This is a genomic window from Phytoactinopolyspora endophytica (assembly GCF_004138495.1).
In the GTDB taxonomy this organism is placed as follows: Bacteria; Actinomycetota; Actinomycetes; order Jiangellales; family Jiangellaceae; genus Phytoactinopolyspora; species Phytoactinopolyspora endophytica.
The window spans coordinates 103828-104311 of sequence record NZ_ML142853.1; the positions used below are offsets into that span (position 1 = coordinate 103828).

1 protein-coding gene is annotated in these 484 nt (G+C 69.0%); it reads right to left on the reverse strand.

The annotated features are described in order from the left end of the window. Window positions 1-138 precede the first annotated feature (138 nt). A partial coding sequence (locus ELR45_RS11290) for a protein-tyrosine phosphatase family protein (protein ID WP_240759482.1) occupies window positions 139-484 on the reverse strand: 346 nt, incomplete at its 5' end.

Consider the following 484-nt stretch of genomic DNA (forward strand, 5'->3'; position numbering starts at 1 on the left):
CTGATCGCCATCGTGCCGTCGTCGTATCCCCAGTACACGATCGCGGCAGGGGTCACCGCCATAGCCGCGCTGCTCATCACGCTGATACTGCTCATGTCGCGACCAGCGAGAACGTTCGCCGCATCCCGCGGCCGGTAGCTACTGGAAGCGGGCGACGAAGCGTCGTTGCCACGGCGTCTCGACGGCGCGCGGCGCGTAATGCTCACGGACGTAGGCGACCGCCTCCCGGCCGGGCACCCCGTCCAGCACGGCGAGGCAAGCCATGGCCGTTCCGGTCCGTCCGACTCCGCCGCCGCAGGCGATCTCGACACGCTCTGTCTCGGCACGCTCCCACGCCTCATGCAAGGCATTCCGTGCCGCCGCACGATCGGACGGCAACCAGAAGTCGCGCCAACGCAGCCAACGAGCCTCCCACGACACCCGGTACGGTTCATGACCCAGCAGGTACACGGCGAAGTCGGGCAGCGCTCCCTGCGGGAGCGGG